Here is a 20069-nt window from a genome sequence, read left to right as displayed (position 1 = left end):
TGCTAATTCACGATGAGTGGTTTAGTAAGTAGACTCAGCTATTCCTTGAGATAATTAAAAATGTACGCCCCCTGCATACATTTGGAGTTGATTAGTTAAACTGATACTTAGCGCCAATAGAGAACATTGTCGTTGAGTAATCATCTAACCTAGCTTGGTCGTAACTTAAGAAAAGTAGAGTCTTTTCAAATATTGAATAGCTGATTTCACCGCCAAAAGTCACACTATTGCCGCTGCGTTTCGCTTTAAAAACATCTGATGTATTGATTTGGTATTGGTAATCTTGTTGCCAATCAAGGTACCCAAGTTTACCTGTTAGTGATAGGTCATTTGTTAGAGGCCATGATGCTAAAACAACTAGGTGTGGCCCCTTTGCAGATTCAGGGTAAGTTGCTTGCATTACATCATGAAAATTGTCTAAATCAGTCACCTCTCCTGTTAAACGAAAATTTCTATCGCCAAAATCTAAATAACCCAGTTGGACTGAAAATATAGAATCTAGCTGATATCCAAATCCTAGTTGATAACCTACGTCAGCATCTTTCACTGATAAGTTTTCATAATTGACACTCTGTGCAACAAGCTCATTTTTAACAGCGTCTGCCTTAAAATCAGTCGAAGCGTGGCCTATTTGGCCATACAAATACCAATTATTTTCTTTAGCTTGCCCATCTGTACTGAATAGTGAGCCACCAGAAAAAAGAATCAGTATAAAAGCCCATGAAAAACAACTAGAACTTTTAGTTAAAAAGTATTTATGGTTCAAAATAAAGCACTCTCTTAATCTAATTAAACGGGCACAGAATTGATTTAAATACAATAATATGTAGATTTAAAAGTCAGAATATCAACTCTGCATTTATGTTTTACATTAGATGAAAAGATGAGTGATCCGAATCAGAATCTTCCTAAATTTATGAGCTTATGAAATTTCCGACAGACATTGTTATTAGTTATTTGGTGATTTTGAATAATTGACAAAAAATCAATTCTAAATAACTAGTCATAGTTTGAACTAAATGGGCTATTATTATTCATAAAATAATGATTCCCGCTTTATTAATGAAAAATAGCTATAGATTTAAATTTATTTTTTATACCCCTATTATTTTCTGTATCTGCTCAGCGGTTTTTGCAAACCCGACTAAGCAGCTCGAATCGGCCTTTGCCACGTCGTTGGTTTTAACCGATGGTGATAGTATTACCTTAGGTTTTGGTGATTTTGATCCACAAACACTGTTTGACTCGCAACATGCCAACAAAGATGAAGACAGTATTGCGCTTAGAAAAGAACTCAAACTCTACAGTATTCCTTACACTTGGCAGCTTGATGAGCCTGTTTATCAACACAAACTAAGCCTGACCAGCAAAGTAAGCTATTTAAATCAATCAGATTTCATTTCGCTTTTTGATAATGTGGCTGACGACTATATTTCAGAAACAGTGTATAACGGGATGATCGGTTTTAATGCCGAAAAAGCACTTGGCTCTAAATGGTCATATCAATTTGGTTTTAATACTCACTACTTACATTACAACAATGATTATGAGTACAACTCTCCCGAGTCTAGACGTAATTTTAAGCCTTTAGCTGAAAATCTTTACACCAACCTCAATAGTAATGCACTGGTGTTAAACCCTAATGCGACCATGATCTATCGCTTACCTAGGCATTGGGGCTATTACGAGTACAAACTTAACTTTAATTATTACTATGGCTGGGCACTCTCTCACCCTGATGGAATAAATAATGCGGCGCCTGAGACATGGCGCACACTCAATGGTATTAAAGCTAAATTTAACATGTTCAAAATCGGGGTTTTTGAGCAAGCTTTTTACATCAAAGGCCAACGTATCGATTTAGGCGGCGATAGTCGGGTAGCGTTTGGGACCGATCACTTTTATGAATACGGTATTGGCTTTTTATGGGATAGCAGAAAATGGACGTCATGGTTCGATAACTTTGGTATTGGTATCAACATTCATAATGGCAGTAGCCTAGATGGCGCTGCTATTGTCTTGTACTTTAATGAAATTTAAGTCCAATATAAAAACACAAACTGAGTAAACAGACTATATTATTAGAAATACTTAGAATTCAAGGAAGATTATATGAAACATCACCTCGCAATTGCATGTTCATTGCTTGCCTTAACGGCTTGCGATAAAACCTCTGAACAAACAGCTGAAGCGCTTCCACTGCAAGTGAGTGCAGCAGATACCATTTATTATGGTGGTGATATTCTTACAATGACTGGCGATGAACCAGAGTATGCGCAAGCAATCGCAACGCAAGGCGACAAAATTATCTTTGTGGGTGATAAAACTAAAGCCCTTGAGCATAAGTTTGGTAAAACGAAGCTGATTGATTTACAAGGCAAGACCCTAATGCCTGGCTTTGTAGATGGCCACAGTCATGTGTACGCGGTAGGCTTACAAGCCATGGTAGCCAATGTATTACCTAGTCCAGATGGTGATGCTAACAGCGTTGAGCAAATCGTTAATATTCTCACAGCTGCACAGAACAACCCTGATTACACCACTTTTATTGAAAAAACCGGCGCTATCTTAGGATTTGGGTACGATGATGCTGAGCTTGATAGATACCCTACAAAAATGGACTTAGACCGAGTTACCACTGAAAAGCCTGTGATCATCATTCATACCTCAGGGCACTTAAGTGTGGCAAACACTAAAGCGTTAGCCATGGCTGGCTTCGATGAAAACACAGAAAATCCTGATGGCGGGATAATTCGTCGCATGACAAACTCACAAGAGCCCAATGGGGTGCTTGAAGAAAACGCGCACTTTGGATTACTGTTTAAACTGATGAAATCTGTTGATCCTGATTTACAAGATTTAATGCTGCAAGAAGGGCAAAAACTCTATACAAAATACGGCTACACAACGGCCCAAGAAGGACGTGCTACCCAAGAAGCTTATGACTCGATGGTAAGAGCATCAAAGGCAGATAAATTCGTGATTGATATAGTTGCCTATGCCGATATGGCCACCAGCAGCAGTTTTATGGACTCAGCCTATAACAGTAACACCTACACAAATCATTTTCGCATCGGGGGTGTAAAACTTAACTTTGATGGCTCACCGCAAGGTAAAACCGCTTGGTTATCTCAGCCATACTTAAAAGCCCCCGAAGGCCAAGAGCAAGGTTATGCAGGCTACCCTACTTTTAATAATGAGCAAGCTTATCAGTATATTGAAACGGCCTTTGCCAATGACTGGCAGGTAATGACGCATGCAAATGGTGATGCCGCCATTGAGCAGTTTTTAAATGCCGTTGAAAGTGCCAATAACAAGCTCGGCAAAAAAGATCGCCGCCCAGTACTCATTCATGGTCAAACAATTCGTCAAGATCAGGTAAATCGTCTTAAAGAATTAGGCATATTTCCATCGCTCTTCCCAATGCATACGTTTTATTGGGGCGACTGGCATGTAAATTCAGTGCTAGGTCACCCCCGTGCCGATTTTATTTCACCCACTCAAGCTGTTCGCAAACAAGGATTAATGTTTAGCACCCATCATGATGCACCAGTCGCCCTACCTGATGCACTACGTGTATTAGATGCAACGGTTAACCGCACAACCCGTACAGATCAAGTATTAGGGCCAGAGCAACGTGTTTCTGTGTATACTGCACTACAAGCAATGACCACATGGCCTGCGTATCAACACTTTGAAGAAAACTCTAAAGGGCAATTAAAACAAGGGATGCAAGCAGACTTGATAATTCTTGATAAGAATCCGCTAAAGATAAAGCCTGTAGAGCTACATAACTTACAAGTGTTAGAAACCATTAGTCGTGGTGAAACCGTCTACAGCAAAAATTAAATACTTTTCAAGGAGTAACATGAATAAGTTCATACAATTAGCCTGTGCTGCGCTGCTGTCTTTTTCTGCATTTGCAGCACAAACCGTTACTACAAAACTGGATATTTTAAATCTTAAGGCGCAGTCTGAGAATGTGCTAACTTCAGGGCAGCCAAGTCAAACTGATTTTGCCAAGTTAAAGCAACTTGGTGTTCAGAACATCATCAACCTTCGCGGTGATAACGAAACGAATTGGTCTGAGCAAGAGCTAGTCACTGAGCTTGGTATGAACTATTACCATATTCCTGTGCAATCTAAAGCTGATATTACCATTGAAAATGCTACGAAACTTCAGGCCTTACTCAATGAGCACCAACAACAAACCACCTTACTTCACTGCGCGAGCAGCAACCGTGTCGGTGCTCTCGTTGCGCTATACAATGCGGTAACCTTGAAAAAGCCAATTGATGAAGCTGTTGAGATTGGTAAACAATGGGGCTTAAAAAGCCTTGAAGGGGTGGTAAGAAGCAAAGTTAACGAAGAGGTTGGTCAGCCATAAGCTGACCAACATATTAGTTTATATTGCTTTTTTCTGACTCTCTTGTTGTTTCTTGGCTTCAACTTGCTGGAACATTGAATCCACTAATTCGATAATTTTATCGTTTGCATCAATAAATTTATCCAAACCACCACCCGTTCGATAGCTTGCTTGCGCAATTGTTTTAGATTGGTCAACATTAGTGACCCAGATATTGGCATAGGCCATATAAAGAGCTAAATCCCAATGCCAGTTCGCAACATAAAATGCAATTGCATCACAACCGTCTGTGTTAGCAGTTGAGATGTCTGTTTGATACGCTTGGTGTTTCATAACATAGTTAGCCGGTATCACGCGTGTTTGCACGTTATGTTTTGCAAAACCTGTTTGCAATGATGTTACAACACCTTCTTTAACTGCTTGATGCTCTGCAATACACACAGTTTTTGGTTTTTCCGCTTCAAAACGACTTACATCTTGTTTCGCCGCACATCCAGCAAGGATAGTTACCGCAGCAGCAACAGCTGACATTTTTAAATATTTCATTATGACTTTCCTTTTTTATAATTACTTAGAGCTGCCATGCATAGCTTAGTTTAGTGAAGAAGGTACGCTCGTCACGCTCAAGACTTTTCAAAGAGTCGTCTTGATATCCTTTGTCTGAATAACCTAAGTAAAACAGCGTCTGAGAGTTAATTTTGTATGAATACACCAGCTGACTGCCATAATCGCGGTTAGTTTGACTGACATCAAATCGATAAGCTTCGTTGTTTCGATCGACATCTTCAAACTGCAAAACGAGTTTTAGCATTGAGCGCATATTAAATTTATAATAAACACGTAAATCAGTTAAATTTGCAGTATAAACACGATCATTTTGTTCGTTATCTAGATAGCTGTAACTGTGCTCTAGTTGAACCTGCCAATGATCGTTAATATCCCATGTCATCTCAGGTTCAATACGAACCATGGTACCTAAAGCTGCATTACTGTAATCAATTTTGCTGCCATATTGAGCATACAATAAGAATCGCACATCACGAATAGGTCTAAAACCACCGTAGATATAGCCTATATTTTGATTAAAGAACTCGCCGGCATAAAACTCATTACGATGAATAAAGCCAATTTCTGTTTGCGACTGCATCTTACCTTTAAAAGTAATAAAGCCATCGTATTCTTCTTCGAGTAAGTCGCCATTTTGTGCCCACGTTTTATCCCACTCAACATTGTAGCTGTACTCTGTGATTGCATCATCAGCATCACGATACCAAGTTTGCCCACCACCTAATTGTACTTGTTCATAATCAACTTTAGCTTGGTAGCCTAAATCAGAGCGGTATTCTTTACCTATATTTTCGTAATTAGCGTAGACTTCGTAATCACGCTTAGTTCTAGTAAATTCAATAGCATAAGCTTGATCGGATTGATTCTTATCAACGCCATAATAATCAACTAAAAATTCTGAATTAGTGGTATCTGTGCTTGCAACTTGATACTGCAAACTATCTGATTGGTTAAACCAGTAGCTGCCATCTAAAGATAACACGGTATTATGGTAATCATCATTTTCACGGTGAGTGCTCATCACACCAATTGTGCCTTTTTGGCCAATATCAAATTGATAACGCCCCGCTACTGCTTGCGTTTTATCTGCCAGATTAGCAAAGCCCGATCCTTGATTTGTCGGAAGTAAAACACTGGTATTCTGATCATCAGCGTACATAAAGCCATAGCTGTGCGCGCCGGTTTTACCTGTTAATTTTAAACCTACATCAGGTTCAGCAATCATTCGCGTATATAAAAGCTCTAGTTGGCTGGTATTAAAATAAGACGCACCATCTAAAAAGAATGGACGCTTTTCAGCATAATAAATTGAGTAAGTAGTATTTACATCAAGTTCAAGTGAATCTGCCTCGACTTGCGAAAAGTCAGGGTTAATGGTGGCATTAATAACCGCATCTTGCGTCACACCCCAACGTAAGTCTAAGCCTGCTTCAGTATCAATATCGCCATTTTGCCAATCACCCGGCACTGTGTCTTTGCTATCATGACGAAGCGCAGTTAAAGTGGGTGTAAGCTGAATATTTTGGCTTTCTGTCATGTTGGCAAAACCTGTGAGTTTATCAAACTGACAAAAGCTACATTTTACATCTCGGTCAAAACCAACGTTCGACATTTGATAATACACATCACGCGGGTAATTTCGCCATACTGCAAAACTCCACGTTAATTCGGCCTGGTCTTTTGGAAAGCGAAGTGCAGTGAATGGAATACGCATTTCAACAACATAGCCGTCCTCTGTTATTTGCCCTGCGCTATCCCAAATAGCATCCCATGATGGGTCTTCCACCCAATCATCAATATCTGTCATGCGCATATCACCTTGCGCACCCAATGGATTTACATAAAACTCATAGCCAGTTCGTTCATCATTAAAAGTATCAATCATCAAGGCAACATTGTCGTCTTGCCAAAGTGTGTCGCGATCTCGAAGAGCGGCACGAATTTGCGAAGGATCATTATCTTTTGCAATAAAACCCACATACAAGTACTTGCCATCTTCGTACATGTAAGCATCGGTTTGCACGAGCGGTGTGCCTTTTTCGGTTGGTTCGTTCTGATATTTTAATGGCACTTTAGTGGCGTATTGCCAGTGTGGCTCATCCATCACACCATCAACGCTAATAGACTCTTTAATATGGGCAAGGGAGAACTCAGCCTTATCAAATGCATTAGCAGAAAAAGGCACACTAGCAACACTGAGTAAAAAAGTAGGGGCGATTATTTTATTTATTATTCTTTTTATGTACTGCATAAACATCCATTTAGACACTAACGCGTTAGAAACGCTACTTGACTGATTTCAAAGCGATTGTAATTCATCAAGGTACATTTGTTAATCTAATTTTGCATTTAACTGTATAAAAATTAACAAAATACTCCATTTGTACGATTAGCAGAGCCAAAAAAGCCCCATTGCCAAACAGCAATGGGGCTTTTTTATAGAAGCTCTTATCGTTTGTTATCGAAATTCATTACTTTTTAAGGCTTAATTTATTGCCTTTCAAAGATTTGCGAACATTTGCGATACGTGAACGATTCTTCGCACGCGCTTCCCCCGTTGCCTGACCTGAAGCCTTATTTGTACGGCTACGGCGTAAATGCGACGGCTTTTTACCTATTTTATCAATCAGTACTTCACGGCTGCTTACTTCATAACCTGGTAAAACAACACGCTTGATGCGCTGTCCAATTAGCTTTTCGATATCGAATAAAGTGTTTTCTTCCTCACGGCTCACAAACGAAATAGCTTGGCCCGGCTTACCAGCACGACCTGTACGGCCGATACGATGCACGTAGTCTTCTGCAAGCCAAGGTAAGTCGATGTTAATTACACGTGGTAACCCTTCAATATCAATACCACGGGCAGCCACTTCGGTTGCGACTAATACGCGAACTTTACCTTCTTTAAATTCGCGTAAAGCGCGGCGGCGGTTACCTTGGGTTTTATCACCATGACAAACAACAGCTGGAATACCGTCAAGGTTAAGCTCCTTTACAAGCTCATCGGCAGTTTCTTTCATGTTTACGAAAACAAGTACTTGCTGCCAGTTTTTCTTTCCTATCAATTCAGATAAAAGCTCTTGCTTACGGCGCTCTTCTACAGGATACACAACATGTTGCACTGTTTCTGCAGTACTGTTTGTTTGATCAACACGAATGATTTCAGGCTGCTTTAGTACTTTACTCGCAAATTGTTTAATTGCCGCAGGGAAAGTGGCTGAGAACAATAAGATTTGACGCGCTTCATCACAGCCATTAATAACCGTTTGCATATCGCTGATAAAGCCCATGTCTAGCATACGGTCAGCTTCATCAAGCACTAAATGCTTAACATTAGCTAAGCTAATGTTACCTAAACGAATATGATCAAGTAAGCGCCCTGGCGTTGCAACCACGATGTCGACACCCGCTTTCAAATCGTTAGCTTGACCCGCTAGATTAATACCACCAAATAAGCACACTGTTTTTAATTCGGTGTATTTTGCAAACGCTTTAAAGTTATTAGCAATTTGCTCTGCTAACTCGCGAGTAGGTGCAAGCACTAGTGCACTTGGTGCATTATTTTCGCTAACAGCTGATTCTGATAATTTTTGGATAAGTGGTAAAGCAAATGCAGCGGTTTTACCCGTGCCTGTTTGCGCACTAACAAGTACGTCTTTGCCTTTTCTTACTGCAGGAATTGCACTACGTTGAACGGGAGTAAGCGTTTCGAAATTAAGCTCTTCTAATGCCTGTAAAAGCTCAGAAGAAAAACTAAATGATTTAAAATTCATGCTGTATAACCTGCGGCCATCATATCAAGGGTCGCAAATTATACAGAAAAAAAATGACTTTAGTTAGTTATAACTTAACTAAAGTGCCTTTTAATGCCACACCAGCGATAAACGTACCCGCACCACATTGATATTCTGTTTGGCTAACAAACTCACGCTTCTTGTAATACGACTGAATATTTACAACTGCATTCATGCCTTCACGAACAGCACGCTCTTGTAATGCTTTTAAAGCACTGAGCATTACCCATTCACACGCCTCTCGGTCAGTTTTATTAAATGCATTGGTTTTCTTGTTGGTGATCACTTCACCATAAGTTGTTTTAATCGTGTTATGACTTTGATCAGCAAAATACAGCGGAATATCTAACAATGCTTGTTTCGCTTTGGTGGTTTCAAGTAATGCTTGTACAGGTAGTGTTTGTAAATCATCACGTGCAAAACTGTTTGCTGAAAACAAACAAGCTACTAAAACACATGCAAGGGTCAATAACTTCATTTAAAAATTCCTTCTATAAAATTTCCATGCAACGCCAAAACCGACCGAAACATTATAATCTTGCTTCACGAGTGGGCTTGCATCTTGTTGACTGTTAGCAAGGTGATGATATTTAACAAAACCACCTAACCAATACTTTGGTGTGTCAAAATGTACCCCAATTGATACATCAGCGCCAGAAAAACCTGAACGACTTGAGTATGCTTGGCGAGTTTCATTGCTATGTAAGTCACTCACTCCATAGTAGTAATCAAGGTATTTATCGCTAGCAAAGTTGATATTGCCACGAAACGCTAATGAAAATTGTGAATCCGCCTTTTCTATGATCGGCACTCGATAATACACACTTGGCCCATAACGCCAGCCAATATCATCAATACCAGAGAAATCTGTCGCAATGGCTTTGCGTGCAAACAGGCTTAAATACAAATGCTGTTTAGCGTTTGGTTCACCTATTAGGTAGTAATTAAGTGAAGGTCCTAATTCAAACACCCAATCTAGATCATCCATACCTTCTCGGGCTTTGTTGTCTTCACTATCAACTGCAAGACCTACGCTTGCAGATAAATCTAAATGGAGATTTTCTTGCTGCCACAAAAAGCCAGTGAAACTATTACGGTCTATGGCCATTTTATCGCTTTGATAACGAAAATAAGGCACAGGCAATAGGTATTGCTCACTTTCATCTGAACCTAAATAATGCGGGATATCTGCATAAAAAAGGCCTGCACCGAACTCCATTTTTGCAGTGCCCTTTTCTCCACTATCTTCTGCAGCATAAGCATTAAAAGTTAGAATAAATAAAATACTTATGATGCAGCGCTTGATCATGCTTGCCACTTTTTAAAAATTAACGAGGTATTGATACCACCAAACGCAAAGTTATTACTCATAATGTAATCTGTTTGCATTTCACGGCCATTGCCCTTGATATAATCTAGGTCAGCACACTCAGCATCGACATCTGTTAAATTAATAGTAGGTGCAAACCAACCATCATTCATCATATTGATACTTGCCCATGCCTCAATGGCGCCACATGCTCCTAAAGTATGGCCTAAATAACTCTTTAATGAACTAATAGGTTTCTTGCCAAGGGCATTGAAAGTCGCTAGAGACTCCGCAATATCACCTCGATCTGTTGACGTACCATGAGCATTCACATAGCCAATTTGGTCGGCAGTAAGCTGTGCATCATGAAGGGCCATTTCAATAGCCACTTGCATTGTTTCTGCGGTAGGTTGCGTAACATGTTGACCATCTGAGTTACAACCAAAACCAACTAGCTCCGCATAAATGGTCGCTCCACGGGCTAGGGCATGTTCATACTCTTCTAAAATGAGTGTGCCTGCACCTTCACCAATAACCAGACCATCACGATTTTGATCAAATGGTCGTGGCGTGCTTTTCGCAGCATCATTTTTTGTGCTGGTCGCGTACAAGGTGTCAAATACCGCGGCTTCTGTGATGCATAACTCTTCTGCACCACCAGCCACCATGGCTTTTTGGCGGCCATACTTAATCGCTTCGTAGGCATAACCAATACCTTGCGAGCCCGATGTACACGCAGAGCTGGTGGTGATCACGCGGCCTTTTAAACCAAAAAAGACACCCACATTCACAGGCGCCGTATGTGCCATCATCTGTATGTAACTGGTGGCCGTTACGCCCGTCATTTCACCGGTTTCCATCATTTTTGCAAAAGCCAGTAATGGTGGCGTTGACCCCGTTGATGAGCCAAAAGCAATCCCTGTAGAACCGTCGGTTAGACTTGGGTGGTCTAATAGCCCAGCTTCTTCTAAAGCAAGCTCTGTAGTTCGCGTCGACATCAAAGCAACACGCCCCATTGAGCGAACTTGTTTACGCTTATAATGGCTTGGTTTAGTAAAATGAGTAACAGGTGCCGCTAGTCGAGTGTTTAATTCTGGCGCCACATCCCAATCAGTCATGTACTGAACAGCATTTTCACCTTTTTGCAAAGCGGTTTTAAACTCGCCCCAGGTATCACCTAATGCTGTGATAGCAGACATGCCTGTAACAACAACGCGCTTCATTACACCATACCGCCATTCACAGAAATAACTTGGCGGGTGATATACGCAGCGTCATCGGAACACAAGAACGACACAGTGCCAGCTACTTCATTAACTGAACCCATACGTTTTAATGGAATCATTTTTAGCATTTCATCAACCGGTAAATCGTCTGTCATTTCGGTTTCGATTAACCCTGGTGCCACGCAGTTAACGGTGATCTTACGCTTTGCAAGTTCAAGCGAAAGCGCTTTGGTTGCACCAATAATGCCTGCTTTAGCGGCACTGTAGTTAACTTGCCCGCGATTACCAGCAATCCCTGACACTGACGCCATAGTGACAATCCGGCCACCTTTACGACCTTGCACCATTGGCATCACCGTTGGATGCACTACATTATAAAAACCGTCAAGGCCAGTACGGATCACTTTATCCCAATCATCACCTTGCATCGCAGGGAACGCCATATCATTCGTGATACCAGCATTACAGATCACCCCATAATACGCTCCGTACTCGGCAATATCAGCTTCAATTTGTTGTTTCGCACGCTCTCTATCGCAAACATCAAATTGCAATAGGCTTGCATGACGACCAAGCGCACTGATTTCTTCACAGGTTTGCTCTGCTTCAGCCACACCACTGCGACAATGAACAGCAATATCAAAGCCATCGTTAGCTAATCTAAGTGCGATTGCTTTGCCAATACCACGGCTTGAGCCGGTGACTAAAATACGTTTTGTCATTGATTTTCTCTTATAAACTGCATTGGGTCTTGTGGTTGAAACACATTGATTTTTGCTTCTGCTAAGCATGTTTCATCGCTGTGTATTTGACACTCAAATACACTTAACCCTGATTCTTCTTGATATAATTTTGTCACCGAGACTTTAAGCGTTTGCTCGTTTTTAAATACCGGTGCATAGGTTTTATATTTGCGCGTGCCAATTAAAAAACCAATTTGTACTTCATTTCCTTTGTCTTTTGCCAGCGCACCCGCGTAAGCTGCGATAGTTTGCGCCATATATTCACAGCCAATATAACTGGCAACCCCATTTAAGCTCTCGTCATAAAACGGGCTTTGTGAACTAATATCCACTTCACAGCAACCTGACTCTTCGCTGTAACTAGATAGGCGATTGAGCAATATCATTGGTTCGCTATGAGGGACGACTTGCTCAATTTTATAGTGATTCATTTAGATGTCCTAGTACTACACTGACATTATTGCCACCAAAGGCAAACGAATTTGATAAACAAGTGTTAATTTCTGCCGTTTCTGGTTGTGTTATTAAACCAATTTCAGCCAAAGAGCTGTCTTTTTTCACCTGATTACATACTAATTGATTAAACTCTGGGTAAGCCAAATAGAGCCAACATAAGCCCGCTTCTAAGGCACCTGCAGCACCTAGAGTATGGCCGGTCAAATGTTTAGAAGAGCTCACTTTAGTATTTTTTCCAAATACCTCACTGATTGCCAGAGATTCCATCGCATCATTTTGCGGTGTAGCTGTTCCATGGGCATTAATGTAGTCGATATCTGAAGGCATTAAATTCGCGTCTTGCAACGCCATTGTCATAGCTGCGATTGCACCAGAACCGTCTGCAATCGGTGCTGAAATATGGTGGGCATCGGAGCTTTCACCACCACCTAAAAAGGCAATACTTTGTTTTGTATGCTGCTCTTTACTCATAACAAATAACGCTGCGGCTTCTCCAATATTGATGCCTGACCTGTCGTCACTAAACGGCTTACAAATTTCATCGCTGATAGACGATAACGAATCAAAGCCATTAATAGTGAGTTGGCACAAGCTATCTACCCCACCACAAATTACTACATCGGCTAAATCGGCACTGAGTAAGGCGCGCGCACTAATAAGCGCCTTGGCACTTGAACTACACGCAGTTGAAATGCTGTAACTTGGCCCCTTCGCAGCGAGTTTTTTGGCAATATAATTGGCGGGTGCAACGAGTGCTTGGTCGTAATAATCAAATTCCTCTGGCCACTTTCCCTTCGCTGCATGGGCAATTCGGCCTCTTTCACCTTCTTGAATTGCAGCAGTACTGGTACCAATAACCACAGCAATACGGTTACTCGGAATGTTTATGCCTGTCAATGTGTCAGCAATTTGCGCCAGCGCTAAATCGATTAGCTGATAAAACCGCATTGATGCGGTTAATGGCAGTTCATTAACCAAACCCACAAAGGTTGGGCGCTGCTCAAATGCAAGCGACGTCACCTCTGTGAGTGTTTGTTTAGGTTGCAAGCTGATACTTTGCATTGTTTGTTGATGACCAACCCCCAATGCACTAACAATACCTAAGTCGTTAAGCCAAAATGGCATAATCAATTAACCCTTTGAAATTTAATTTTGTAATCTCGCTGAAAGTTTACAAGTTCTGTTGCACCGTCTAAATAGCGAATTTCACTAATTAACTGCTCACCCTGATATAAGCGTCGCGTTGAGCCTTGTTCAACCAAGTTCAAGCCATAAAGCTGCGAGTTAAGCACAGTAACTGGCCAGTGTACAAGCATGATATCAGCAAGAATATAGCGAGGATCAACCGCGTTGATAGGAAGCATTTTTTCGCTTTTAATTGGCCCTAGTGGCGCTTTTTCTAACTGAAAAATTGGCATACCTTGAGCCGTCATAACAGCCAAGTTAATACCCGTTTCACTGTTTAAACTCAGTTGCGCTAGTAATGTATGCTGCTCATCGCCATGGCGTACTTCAAGCACTTGCTGCCAATTATCGGCAACTAATGACGGCGGTGGATCAAGCAAATAAATTCCTGCATTTGGCGCTAAATCAACGCCCGTTTTTACTGCAAATTCACTGGCACAACTTGCCACTAATATGCTCAAAGTTAAGAGCAAAGAGCGTGTTAGTCGCGACATAATTCAACCAACGTATTTAAGCGTTTGTTGCTTTGTTTTACAAATGGGTTTTGTAAGTCCCATGCATAACCCGCGAGAATAGCACTGATCATCTCGCGCACTTGTTGGTTTTTCTCACTGTAAAAAATCACGTCCTGAAATGAGCCATCATACCAAGCACTGACGTAGGTTCTAAAGCAATTAACCCCTTGTTGCAAAGGCTCACTGTAATCGTTTTTGAAATCAACTTGCTCACCACGTAAGTAGCTATCAACTAAAGGAGCAACCAATGAAGCCGATTTTAATGCAATCGTCACCCCAGATGAAAACACCGGATCTAAAAACTCACCAGCATTACCAAGTAGTGCAAAATGCTCACCATACAAGCTCGACACATTAGCCGAATAGCCTTTGATAGCGCGCGCTTCACCAATTGCTTCACGATTGGCTAATAACTCACTTAAATAGCTATCTTGTTCGATAAATTCATTTAAACCAGCGAGTGGTTGTTTATCATTAAGTTGCTCTGGTTTACCGACCACACCAATGCTTGCCGTACCATCACTAAATGGGATCAGCCAATACCAAATATCTTTATGCTCTGGATGAACATTAATTAAGATTTTTTCGCGGTCAAACAGGGGATCGCTAATATTATCTTTAAAATGGCTGAAAAAAGCCCAACGTACAGGGAAATTTGATGCTGACTCTAAATCAAGTAAGCGAGGTAATACCCTACCAAAACCACTGGCATCAAGCACAAAGCGCCCTTTAATTTGATAGCCTTGTTGGTTTTCATCCGTAACGTCAAGTAAAGCGCCATCCTCACAATCGGTGAACGCTAACACGCTATGTTGGTAACGTATTTCAGCCCCCTGTTGCATGGCAACATCGGCTAAGCACTTATCAAAGTCAGCGCGTTTTACCTGAAAAGTCGTGCCAGGGCCTTCGCTAAATTTCTCGGTAAAATCGATTGTTGTGTGGTTGCCACGACGCTGAAACGCCGCACCATTTTTAAACTGAAAACCAAGCGATTGTGCCTGTGTTTGCACCGCTTGCTCAAGGCCTGCTTCAGCTAAAAAGCTCATGCACTGGGGTAATAAACTTTCACCAATCGAAAAACGCGGAAAGGTTTGCTGCTCTAACACCACCACATGCCAACCTTTTTTCACCAATAAACTGGCAGCCACGGCACCGGAAGGACCCGCACCAATAATAACAACATCAGCCTGTTGAACTTGATTATTCACCTATTATTTTTCCTTATTTTTAGGTAATGCAATACTGAGCGGCGCAAAGATATAGATACATATTAGCCCCACTAATACTGTTAATCCGAAACTGAAAATGGCCGGCGTTTTCGAAACAGCCAACATGCCAAATACCCACATCGATGATGCCGCTGACAAACTAATTGCGAGTACATTGCTCGGGCTTAAATTATTGACCTGATAAAACACCAAGTAATCGATTGCCAACGCTAATATCAATAAACAGCCTAACAAATTAAAAATCGATAGCTGAGATTGCAGCGCACTGCAGAGTAGCAGTACAGCCGCGGTAGTTAGTACAAGTACTAACGTTTGTTTACACGCCGTTTTAAAACCAAATTTAACGCTAAAGAGTAATAACGCAAAGGTCATCGCAATGGCCAGTGTCACCAGTAACGAATTTGAGTAATGACTTAAACCTTCGCTTATCATCGCGACTTTATCGTAAACAATTAAATCTGGGTAAGCGTTGGCTAAATCCATCAGCTCGGATTTATTTACACCCGTTACCATAAACCAGCTTGCGGTTAGTGTATTGTTTGAGATCACTTGGTTAGCGATTAACGGCGCTAACGGTGAATTAAGTGCCGCGTTTAAATCAAGCATTGATGTTGAAAGCTCAACGGTCGTCCCTGTCATTTGGCTAACCACACTCATCGCTTGCTGGGCCGAATGCAGTTGCTCGTAGTTTTGCTGTTGTAATTGTTTACTAGGCACTAAGTCACTAAGCATCAGAACATGGCCATTAAGGCTGCGAATAGTTGCTTTTAATGTTTCTTGTTCTACTAATAATTGCTGCGCATTATCGGCAAATAAAATCATTATTTGACCATTATCTTTACCTAATAAAGACATATGCAGCGCTTCGTTTTGCATTAAATCAGCAGGACTTGCATTTAACAGCTTTACATCATCATTAATCACAGGGGGTTTTAGTAAAGCAAAAGCACTCAATAACACTAGCATCAGCATGCTGAGTGCGACGCGATAATGCGCTAATCGTTTTAAATAACCACTTAAGCAGTTAGCTAATCGACGCGCAGCAGTGTTTATGGTTAAACCAGCTTGCCAATAAGGCAATAAAATACGGGTGCAAAGCCAAGCTGTAACTAGCCCTGCAACAACGAACACGCCCACTTGACTTAGTAACTGCACCGGTGAGAAAAACAAACTCGCGTAACCGAGTGTGGTGGTTAGTAACGACAACAACAGTGCCAGCTTAAGCCCTTGACTAAAACCTTGCAGCTGCTCGGTTAAATCAAGCATGCCATGAAATGCATAATCAATGGCAATACCAATCAGTGTCACGGCAAACACCATGGTTAATACATGCACCTGACTAAAAATACTGATCAGCGCAATGGTGCCGCCAATAGCGGCGCTTATCACGGTTACAGAGGCCAACCACAATGCATTTATCGAGCGGAACACCCAGACCACCATCACAATAAGCGCCAGCAAGCTCACCGAACCAAACAAGGTCATTTCAAATTTGGCTTGCTGCGCATTTGCTGCGGTGTGAAATAAAGCACCGGCATAGCGAATTTGTGTATCTGGATAGCGGCCTTCAAGCTCAGCGATATAGGCAACAATCTCATTGCTTAAAGCTATTGATTGATTTATTGAAAAGGCATTGTCAGCACTTTGCACGAATAACATTAAATACTCATCACCTTGATAGTTAATGTTAATTCGGCCATCTTGCAGCTCAAATCGCTGCATGTGTGCCATAGCCTCAGATAAGAACCCCGCAGTGGCAAGTGTTGGGTCTTGGTTGATAGTACTTGAAACAAAAGGATCAGCGACTTTACTCAACTGATTAAAGTAATACTGTTGAAAGCGATTAGCATCGTCAATCGCTTGCTTGTATTCCTCGGAAACTAAATGCCCAGCGTACTGACCGTAAAATGCTGCCAACTGGGATATTTCTGGTAACTTAAAACGAGGCTCAATATGTTTGCTAGAAAGCCACTGTTCTAAATCATCATAAGCTTTTACTGCATTCTCACCACGAAAAGAAAAGCTTAATTGCTGTTTATTAGCCGCAAAAAAGTGTTCTTCGACTTGCTGTAAACGCGGCTCTGACTTTGGCAACAAAGCCAAAATATCATTATTCAACGTAGGCTGTTTTAGAATAAAAACAACCACTAAGGCGCTAACTAATAGGCTCAGCCAAGCGAGCGTTAGGCCCCATGCTTTCACTGTTTTTGCTCTTTATTAGGATAAGCAAAGCGTAATACAGTAAAGTTCCCATTTGCTTCTTGAAGACGCACACGGCTCACTTGCTCTGCTGCTTCACATAATTCGAACTGACTAAATAGCTGCTTTAGCAAGTCATCTTTAGGTAATAAAGTCTGACAACCGGGCTCTGCATGCTCTGCCATCGTAAATTGCTCAGCAAGTGCAACTTCATCATGCTTTAAAATCGCTTGCAGTAAATTAACGTAAGGCTCTGCACCTTTTTGTAGCTGCGGCTCACCTTGAGCGTTAAGGGTATATACTTGCTCTTGCTTGATTAATAGCGTGCTTTTAACCGGAGATTCAACCTGCCAAGTGAGGCCATCTTCAGCAAGTTCAAACGAACCTGTTGATATAAAAGGTTTACTAAATCCTTTAAAATGCTTCTCTTGGCTGAATGTGCCTTGCTCTGTCACTGCGCTTGATGCAAACACAGGAAAAAAAACGAGCACACTCAGTAACAACACGCTTAATCGCATTAAATCACCTTTTGAAGTTTTTCATGTAGTACAGGCGGCGAAACAAACTGCATTTCTTTATTCTCTATATCAACCGCAACTTGGATAGTCGTTGCTTTGGTTAACTTTTTACCTGTAGCACAATCAGTGATTACGTAATCAATACGTAATCGTGTTTCATATTCTTTTAAGTAGGCATCAACTCGGATTTTTTGTGTAAACAATGCAGAGCCGACGTACTTAATATGCATGTCAATAATCGGCCATGCATAGCCAGACTCTTGCATTTGCACATAATCATAATCAAACAAACGCAGTAATTCGCAGCGCGCGACTTCTAAATAGCGCGGGTAATTACCATGCCATACCACATTCATTGGATCGCAATCATGAAAAGGAATTTCAATCTCAACATGAGTGCTCAGCAACGAGCCACGACTATGCATATAAACTCCAACGTTTTGTTTGAATAGCGTCAACTGTAAAACGAAGAACAGCCTCTAGAGGACGGTCTTCATCAAGCAGCGGGAAAAACTCGCTAATGTCTTGATACATACTTTGTACATCAGGGGTTAAACTAGCGAATTCAAGCTCACCGCTATTAATACGTAAACGCAAACCTTGAATACTCGCAAGCAAAGTACTTGCAACCACTTGCTCAGTTAGCTGTAAGATACGTAAGCAATCTCGAGCAGCGATGGTTCCCATGCTCACTTTATCTTGGTTGTGACACTCGGTTGAACGAGAAAACACACTTGCTGGCATGGTCAGTTTTAATGCTTCGGCCGTGTATGCACTGGCGCCAATTTGGACCGCTTTAAAACCATGGTTAATGTAACGACGTTCATCATTACTCGCCGATAGATTAGAAGGTAAACCATTGTTATAGCGCGTATCAACTAAGGATGCGATTTGTCTGTCGGCTAAGTCGGCTAAATTAGCAACGGCGGTTTTCATGCTATCCATAACCATTGCAATATGACCGCCATAGAAGTGACCACCATGCAATACGTGCTCACCTTCACCATCGATGATTGGATTATCATTTGCCGAATTTAGTTCATTTTCAATCATTTGCCTAAACCACGGCAAACTATCTTGCAGCACACCAATCACATGTGGAGCACAGCGAATTGAATACCTATCTTGTAAGCGGTCAGCATTACGCGGGTGTTCTACATGGTTTAAGTCTCCACGGATCCATGCAGCTACTTGCTGTTGCCCTGGATGTGGCTTCACTGAAAACAAAATATCATCAAAGTGATGACTGTTGCCTTTTAATGCAAGGCTTGCAAGGGCTGTTATGCGGCTAGTCAATTTAGCTAGATAATCAGCTCTATCATAAGCAAGGCATGCCAAAGCTGTCATCACGGCAGTGCCATTCATAACTGCCAGCCCTTCTTTCGGACGTAGCTTTAATGGCTTTAAGCCAAGTTCGTGCATCACCTCTAGACTGTTTTTAATTTCGCCTTTGTAATACACATCGCGCTCGCCAACCATAGCACCGGCTACATACGAAAGCGGTGTTAAATCACCACTGGCTCCCACTGAGCCTTCTTGCGGGATCACCGGTACGATATTGTGATTTAAAAAGTCACGTAATAAATTCAACATCTCCCAGCTAACGCCAGAATACCCTTGCGAAAGCGAGGTTAAACGGGTCGCTAAAATAGCGCGCCCTTGGGCTTGATTAAACACATCGCCAAGACCACAACCATGAAATCGAGTAAGATGCAGTGGTAACTCATTAACTAAATCAAGTGGCACTTTTACGGTTACCGAGTCGCCATAACCTGTGGTAACGCCATATATCACGCCATCATCTTCAAGCAACTTATCTAAAAACGCGACGGCGCTGTCTATTTTATTCGCAAATTGACGGTCTGATGTTAACGCTACAGCACCTTGCTCTAATGCAATATGAACAATATCTTCGATTGATAAACGCTGTTGGCCAAATACGGTAGTCGAGTGCTCTGACAC

Annotated in this window: 19 protein-coding genes; 3 read left to right on the top strand and 16 right to left on the bottom strand. The window is 41.5% G+C overall.

Features of this window, described 5'->3' with window-relative positions; genetic code table 11:
* Positions 1-91 precede the first annotated feature (91 nt).
* Positions 92-766: an outer membrane beta-barrel protein gene (locus tag IMPJCBKJ_RS14475; RefSeq protein WP_166340798.1), complete on the bottom strand. Its 675-nt coding sequence runs from the start codon at positions 764-766 to the stop codon at positions 92-94.
* Between the two features lie 296 nt (positions 767-1062).
* Here IMPJCBKJ_RS14475 and IMPJCBKJ_RS14470 point away from each other — a divergent pair, with 296 nt between their 5' ends.
* The 3 genes from IMPJCBKJ_RS14470 (at position 1063) to IMPJCBKJ_RS14460 (ending at position 4387) form a co-directional block, all read left to right on the top strand.
* Positions 1063-2040, top strand: coding sequence for a Solitary outer membrane autotransporter beta-barrel domain (locus IMPJCBKJ_RS14470; protein WP_166340797.1), 978 nt, complete (start codon positions 1063-1065; stop codon positions 2038-2040).
* 72 nt (positions 2041-2112) lie between these two features.
* A complete protein-coding gene (locus IMPJCBKJ_RS14465; RefSeq protein ID WP_166340796.1) occupies positions 2113-3849 on the top strand; it encodes an amidohydrolase in 1737 nt (578 codons plus the stop codon).
* Between the two features lie 19 nt (positions 3850-3868).
* Positions 3869-4387 carry a protein tyrosine phosphatase family protein gene (locus IMPJCBKJ_RS14460; protein ID WP_166340795.1) on the top strand — a complete coding sequence of 173 codons (519 nt, stop codon included), beginning with the start codon at positions 3869-3871 and terminating at the stop codon, positions 4385-4387.
* 18 nt (positions 4388-4405) lie between these two features.
* On the opposite strand, the gene IMPJCBKJ_RS14455 is transcribed toward IMPJCBKJ_RS14460, so the two are convergent.
* From IMPJCBKJ_RS14455 to IMPJCBKJ_RS14385, 15 genes are all read right to left on the bottom strand, one after another.
* Positions 4406-4912 (bottom strand): Sbal_3080 family lipoprotein, encoded by a 507-nt coding sequence (locus IMPJCBKJ_RS14455; RefSeq protein ID WP_138599449.1) that lies wholly within the window; start codon positions 4910-4912, stop codon positions 4406-4408.
* A gap of 25 nt (positions 4913-4937) precedes the next feature.
* Entirely contained in the window at positions 4938-7184 is a 2247-nt protein-coding gene (locus tag IMPJCBKJ_RS14450; protein ID WP_166340794.1) for a carbohydrate binding family 9 domain-containing protein, read from the bottom strand.
* Between the two features lie 220 nt (positions 7185-7404).
* Entirely contained in the window at positions 7405-8706 is a 1302-nt protein-coding gene (locus tag IMPJCBKJ_RS14445; protein WP_138599447.1) for a DEAD/DEAH box helicase, read from the bottom strand.
* A 67-nt stretch (positions 8707-8773) separates the two neighbouring features.
* Positions 8774-9205, bottom strand: a complete 432-nt coding sequence (locus tag IMPJCBKJ_RS14440) for a hypothetical protein (protein WP_054554538.1) — start codon at positions 9203-9205, stop codon at positions 8774-8776.
* Positions 9206-10036 (bottom strand): MipA/OmpV family protein, encoded by an 831-nt coding sequence (locus IMPJCBKJ_RS14435; protein WP_166340793.1) that lies wholly within the window; start codon positions 10034-10036, stop codon positions 9206-9208.
* Entirely contained in the window at positions 10033-11259 is a 1227-nt protein-coding gene (locus IMPJCBKJ_RS14430; RefSeq protein WP_138599446.1) for a beta-ketoacyl-ACP synthase, read from the bottom strand. Before IMPJCBKJ_RS14430 ends, IMPJCBKJ_RS14435 begins: the two co-directional genes overlap by 4 nt.
* Positions 11259-11984, bottom strand: coding sequence for a 3-oxoacyl-ACP reductase FabG (gene fabG, locus IMPJCBKJ_RS14425; protein WP_166340792.1), 726 nt, complete (start codon positions 11982-11984; stop codon positions 11259-11261). The genes IMPJCBKJ_RS14430 and fabG overlap by 1 nt, the downstream gene beginning before the upstream one ends.
* Positions 11981-12436: a hotdog family protein gene (locus IMPJCBKJ_RS14420; protein WP_054554542.1), complete on the bottom strand. Its 456-nt coding sequence runs from the start codon at positions 12434-12436 to the stop codon at positions 11981-11983. The genes fabG and IMPJCBKJ_RS14420 overlap by 4 nt, the downstream gene beginning before the upstream one ends.
* The gene (locus IMPJCBKJ_RS14415; RefSeq protein WP_166340791.1) at positions 12423-13586 is read right to left on the bottom strand and encodes a beta-ketoacyl-ACP synthase; all 1164 of its coding nucleotides are present in this window, start codon (positions 13584-13586) and stop codon (positions 12423-12425) included. The genes IMPJCBKJ_RS14420 and IMPJCBKJ_RS14415 overlap by 14 nt, the downstream gene beginning before the upstream one ends.
* Before the next feature lie 2 nt (positions 13587-13588).
* Complete coding sequence (locus IMPJCBKJ_RS14410) at positions 13589-14140, bottom strand: DUF3261 domain-containing protein (RefSeq protein WP_166340790.1); 552 nt, start codon at positions 14138-14140, stop codon at positions 13589-13591.
* On the bottom strand, positions 14128-15369 hold the full coding sequence (locus tag IMPJCBKJ_RS14405) for a tryptophan 7-halogenase (protein ID WP_166340789.1): 1242 nt from the start codon (positions 15367-15369) through the stop codon (positions 14128-14130). The genes IMPJCBKJ_RS14410 and IMPJCBKJ_RS14405 overlap by 13 nt, the downstream gene beginning before the upstream one ends.
* Positions 15370-15372: 3 nt before the next feature.
* Positions 15373-17592 carry a transporter gene (locus IMPJCBKJ_RS14400; RefSeq protein ID WP_166340788.1) on the bottom strand — a complete coding sequence of 740 codons (2220 nt, stop codon included), beginning with the start codon at positions 17590-17592 and terminating at the stop codon, positions 15373-15375.
* Entirely contained in the window at positions 17589-18107 is a 519-nt protein-coding gene (locus IMPJCBKJ_RS14395; RefSeq protein WP_166340787.1) for an outer membrane lipoprotein carrier protein LolA, read from the bottom strand. Before IMPJCBKJ_RS14395 ends, IMPJCBKJ_RS14400 begins: the two co-directional genes overlap by 4 nt.
* Complete coding sequence (locus IMPJCBKJ_RS14390) at positions 18107-18532, bottom strand: acyl-CoA thioesterase (protein WP_063707680.1); 426 nt, start codon at positions 18530-18532, stop codon at positions 18107-18109. The genes IMPJCBKJ_RS14395 and IMPJCBKJ_RS14390 overlap by 1 nt, the downstream gene beginning before the upstream one ends.
* Positions 18525-20069: an aromatic amino acid ammonia-lyase gene (locus IMPJCBKJ_RS14385; RefSeq protein WP_300360405.1), complete on the bottom strand. Its 1545-nt coding sequence runs from the start codon at positions 20067-20069 to the stop codon at positions 18525-18527. Before IMPJCBKJ_RS14385 ends, IMPJCBKJ_RS14390 begins: the two co-directional genes overlap by 8 nt.

The organism is Pseudoalteromonas sp. MB47 (assembly GCF_011319765.1).
GTDB classification, from domain to species: domain Bacteria; phylum Pseudomonadota; class Gammaproteobacteria; order Enterobacterales; family Alteromonadaceae; genus Pseudoalteromonas; species Pseudoalteromonas simplex.
Note: the sequence above shows the minus strand (reverse complement) of the source record. Positions and strands in the feature narration are given on the sequence as shown.

Coding starts and splice junctions, on each gene's coding strand:
- fabG (WP_166340792.1), bottom strand. CDS start 11,984: ATGACAAAACGTATTTTAGTCACCGGCTCAAGCCGTGGTATTGGCAAA.
- IMPJCBKJ_RS14440 (WP_054554538.1), bottom strand. CDS start 9,205: ATGAAGTTATTGACCCTTGCATGTGTTTTAGTAGCTTGTTTGTTTTCA.
- IMPJCBKJ_RS14410 (WP_166340790.1), bottom strand. CDS start 14,140: ATGTCGCGACTAACACGCTCTTTGCTCTTAACTTTGAGCATATTAGTG.
- IMPJCBKJ_RS14470 (WP_166340797.1), top strand. CDS start 1,063: ATGAAAAATAGCTATAGATTTAAATTTATTTTTTATACCCCTATTATT.
- IMPJCBKJ_RS14445 (WP_138599447.1), bottom strand. CDS start 8,706: ATGAATTTTAAATCATTTAGTTTTTCTTCTGAGCTTTTACAGGCATTA.
- IMPJCBKJ_RS14415 (WP_166340791.1), bottom strand. CDS start 13,586: ATGCCATTTTGGCTTAACGACTTAGGTATTGTTAGTGCATTGGGGGTT.
- IMPJCBKJ_RS14435 (WP_166340793.1), bottom strand. CDS start 10,036: ATGATCAAGCGCTGCATCATAAGTATTTTATTTATTCTAACTTTTAAT.
- IMPJCBKJ_RS14455 (WP_138599449.1), bottom strand. CDS start 4,912: ATGAAATATTTAAAAATGTCAGCTGTTGCTGCTGCGGTAACTATCCTT.
- IMPJCBKJ_RS14465 (WP_166340796.1), top strand. CDS start 2,113: ATGAAACATCACCTCGCAATTGCATGTTCATTGCTTGCCTTAACGGCT.
- IMPJCBKJ_RS14390 (WP_063707680.1), bottom strand. CDS start 18,532: ATGCATAGTCGTGGCTCGTTGCTGAGCACTCATGTTGAGATTGAAATT.
- IMPJCBKJ_RS14460 (WP_166340795.1), top strand. CDS start 3,869: ATGAATAAGTTCATACAATTAGCCTGTGCTGCGCTGCTGTCTTTTTCT.
- IMPJCBKJ_RS14430 (WP_138599446.1), bottom strand. CDS start 11,259: ATGAAGCGCGTTGTTGTTACAGGCATGTCTGCTATCACAGCATTAGGT.
- IMPJCBKJ_RS14450 (WP_166340794.1), bottom strand. CDS start 7,184: ATGCAGTACATAAAAAGAATAATAAATAAAATAATCGCCCCTACTTTT.
- IMPJCBKJ_RS14420 (WP_054554542.1), bottom strand. CDS start 12,436: ATGAATCACTATAAAATTGAGCAAGTCGTCCCTCATAGCGAACCAATG.
- IMPJCBKJ_RS14395 (WP_166340787.1), bottom strand. CDS start 18,107: ATGCGATTAAGCGTGTTGTTACTGAGTGTGCTCGTTTTTTTTCCTGTG.